2 protein-coding genes and 1 pseudogene are annotated in these 3776 nt (G+C 72.9%); 1 reads left to right on the forward strand and 2 read right to left on the reverse strand.

Annotated features, from left to right (window positions below):
* A pseudogene (locus AC08OX_RS15755) lies at window positions 1-253 on the reverse strand (transposase); the annotation flags it as partial.
* Between the two features lie 166 nt (window positions 254-419).
* Between AC08OX_RS15755 and AC08OX_RS15760 the strand changes: the two are divergent.
* Window positions 420-1796, forward strand: a complete 1377-nt coding sequence (locus tag AC08OX_RS15760; protein WP_476608508.1) for an NAD(P)/FAD-dependent oxidoreductase — start codon at window positions 420-422, stop codon at window positions 1794-1796.
* 75 nt (window positions 1797-1871) lie between these two features.
* Here the strand turns inward: AC08OX_RS15760 and AC08OX_RS15765 are convergent.
* Window positions 1872-3776, reverse strand: a 1905-nt coding sequence (locus AC08OX_RS15765) for a DUF4012 domain-containing protein (protein ID WP_476608509.1), incomplete at its 5' end; no start/stop codon positions are given.

A 3776-nucleotide genomic window follows, 5' to 3' on the forward strand; every position in this document is an offset into this window, starting at 1 on the left:
ATGGACGTGAGCAGCGTGCGGGCCGCGGCGGGCGCCGATCTTGCTCTTGGTGGGGCCGAGGGCGGGGGTGGTCGCCGGCAGGATCGAGAGGCCTCGATCGCGGTCCAGCGGACCAGGGTGGAGCCCTGTTCGGTGATGTGGCCCCGGTGCACCGTGGTGTCGGCCTCACGGTGACGTGGGGTGAGCCCGGCCCAGCTGGCGAGATGCCCGGGGTCGGGAAACGGGTGATGTCCCCGATCTCGGCGAGGAACACCGCCGCCTGGGTCCGGCCGATTCCGTGCCCGGTGAGCAGGGCCTGGTGGCCCCGGTCGCGGGCGAGGCGGCCGGTGAGGGGACTCGACGACGGATTACAGGTCGGAAGGCCGGTGAGGTGGTGCTGTAGACAGCGGATCCGGCGTCGCGGGAGGATAATGGCGGCGGTGGGAAATCACCCGATCGAGGCGGACGTGACGGAATCGACGGACACGACCCGACCGGCCGGGAACGCCGCGGGGCTGAGCGCGCCGCACGGGTCACGCCCGCGGCCGGGGCACGCCGTTCCCGACCAGGTCGCGGTGATCGGCGGCGGGATGGTCGGGCTGTGCGTGGCGTGGTTCCTCCAGGACCGCGGCAGGCGGGTGACGGTCTTCGACCGCGACCACCTCACCGCCGGACCCACCTGGGCCGGGGCCGGATCGTCCTGGGGCAATGCCGGCTGGCTCACCCCGGGGCTCGCGACGCCCCTGCCGGAGCCCGCGGTCCTGCGCTACGGGCTGCGGGTGCTCCTGCGCCCGGACTCACCGGTGTACGTGCCGCCGGTCGCCGATCTGGGGCTCGCCCGTTTCATCGCCGGATTCGTCCGGCACAGCACGACCGCGCGGTGGCGAACCGCCATGCGCGCGCTGGTGCCGTTGACCCGCGCTGCTCTCGATGCCTTTGACGAGCTCGCGGCGGGCGGCGTGACCGCGCCGACCCGCGCCGCCGACCCGTTCCTGGCCGGCTATCGCGACCGGTCCGGCCTCGACGCCCTCCTGACGGAGCTCGCCGAGATCCGGGCGACCGGCCAACCCGTCGATGCCGAGGTGCTGGACCCGGCGGCCGCCCGCGACCTCGAACCTCTGCTGTCCGAGCAGGTCCGGTACGTCGTATCCGTGCAGGGCCAGCGGTTCTGCGATCCCGGCCGCTTCGTCGCCGCCCTCGCCGACAGCGTCCGGGAACGCGGCGGCCTCGTGCACGAGGCGATGGCCATCGACGAGGTGCGCGAGGCAGGTGGCCGGGTGGAGTTGCTCGGACCAGGGGGGCCCGCTGGGCCTTACGACGCGGCAGTGATCGCCACCGGCGCCTGGCTTCCCCGGCTGGCCCGTCCGTTCGGGGTCCGCCTTCCCGTCCAGGCCGGTCGCGGATACAGCTTCCTGGTCGCGACCGAACAGCCGCCGAGCGGTCCGATCTACTTCCCCGCCTCCCGGGTGGCCTGCACTCCCCTGAGGGACGGCCTGCGGGTCGCCGGCATGATGGAGTTCCGCCATCCGGACACGGCGGCCGACCCGCGGCGCATCCGGGCGGTGGTCGAGGCGACCCGCGGCCTGCTGCGCGGGGTGGACCTGGACACCCGCACCGCCGAGTGGGTAGGACCACGCCCGTGCACCCCGGACGGTCTGCCGCTGGTCGGCCCGACCACCTCGCCGCGGGTCTTCATCGCCGGCGGGCACGGCATGTGGGGCATCACCCTCGGTCCGGTCACCGGCCGCCTCCTCGCCGACGCCATCGCCACCGGTGCGCCCGCGGCCGAGCTGTCCCCGTTCGATCCGCTGCGTTGAGGACGAAGCGGATCAGGCCCCGATGCGGGCGACTCGATGCGAGTGAAGGGCCAGAACTCTCTGCAGTCAGAGTAGTCAGTTCTGGGTTTGGGACGACCCTTGGGATGACCAGGGAGGGACGACCGGTAGCCCCTGCACCTCCAGGCGCTCCGCGACGGGCAACGGCTGTGGACGCACGGTGAGTGCCGGGCCGCCTACCGGCTCCCGGACCTTGATTTCCAGGGTCCGGGTCTGGCCGCGATCGACGGTGAGATAGGTGGAGAGCACGGGATGCCCGGACTCGGAACCGCCGGCGAGGCCGACGGGCGCACCGTCGAGCCGGGCACCGACGAGCCAGCTGCCTCGGCCCGTGTACACCGAGAGCCAGAGATTGTTCTGCGCCCGGAGATTCCCAGCGGCATCCTTGAGATCCTGCCGGTGGCGCACATAGGCCGGCAGCCCGTCGGGGGCGGCGTTGGTGAGCCGGATCGTGATCGTCGCCAGGCCGGCGCCGTTCGGCTGCCGCTGCATGCGGTAGGTGGTCTGCCGCCGTAGCCAGTAGTCCAGCTTGCTCGCCGTCGCGTTCTGGGTGACGACCCCGAGAAACGGCCCAGGCGCGTCCGGCAGCGCACCACCCAGCGCCGTGGACGAAAGAATCCGCTGCTCCTCGGCGTGGTTGCTGGATATTTCCAGCCGACCCTCGCGAGCGGCCCGTCCCAGCGCGGTCACCAGTTTCGTCGTGTCGCCGGCTCCCGACTCCACGGCCGCATAGACGGCCTGACCGACCTGGGCGAAGAAGCGGTCGCGGGCGGCCGCGTCCATGATCTCGCCATAGACGCGCGACTCGACGAGATCGACCAGGTGCCCCGCGGCCACCGACGTGCCGTCGGGGAGCACCGCGGGCCGGCTCGCGGCGAGAAGATACGACAACGTCGTGGGGTCGAGGCTGATCGTGCCGTCGACGTCGAGGCCCGTGCCGGCCCGGTAGAACGCGCTGTAGAGCCTGCCGGCCATCGGATAGTCGGGGGTCAGGTTGATGTTCGCCCAGATACGGTCGGGCCAGAAGGCGCCGTAACGGGCCGCGAACGGGACCGGCAGCCCCGTCGCGGGTTGCTGCTGGGTGGGACCTCCCGGCAGAGCACCGTTGCCCGAGATGCCGTCGAGGGACAGCCGCCCGTGCTCCGCGGTCAGCAGGCCGAACCCACCGATGATCCCCCCGTTGGCACGGGACTCGGCCGGGTTCTGGACGATCAGCAGGTAGCGACGGGCACCGCCCCCGCCGAGCATCTCGGGACCGACCCGGGCGGCCAGAACAACGGTGTCCAGCGCACCGGCCAGGCGCCGGCTCCGATCGATCATCTCGGCGCGGGCGTCGGCGATGCCGCTGACGCGCCCGGCCCATCCGCAGTCGGGTACGTTCTCCGCCGCCGCCCGCAACGCGGAGAGGGCGTTGAAGGATCGCTCGGCCGGGCGGCGGACCGCGGCGAGCGCTCGGAGATTGATCGTCATACGCTGGCGCAGCACCCGCGGATCGAGGGAGGGACCCAGGTCGGCCACGGCCGGCAGGCTGGTGCCGGCGGCCGCGTCCACCTCTCGGATCAGCGTCGCCGCCGAGCGCATCGGGCAACCGGCGACGGGCAGCCGCCCGAACGCCGACCACACCGGATCCGAGGTCAGGGCCCGCGCAGCGGTGGCCCGCCGCCGGATCTGCTCGATCTGCGATCGCAGCTCGGCTTCGCGGGGCAAGTCTCCGCTCAGAACCTGCCGCTGCAGGACGGCGATCCGCTGCCTGGCCTCGTCGAGACGGGACTTGGCCAGCACTCCGCGCACGACCACCCAGGCGGTCATCGCCACCAGCACAACGAGGGCCGTCGCGACCCCGGCGGCCAGCCGGCGGTACCGGGCTCGGCGACCACGGTGACGCCGACGACCACGGTGACGCCGGCGACCACGGCCGACGCGGTGCTGCCCCGCCCTGGCCTCAGCACCTCCACCCACGTC

It is taken from the genome of Frankia sp. CoBUL1 (assembly GCF_978021245.1).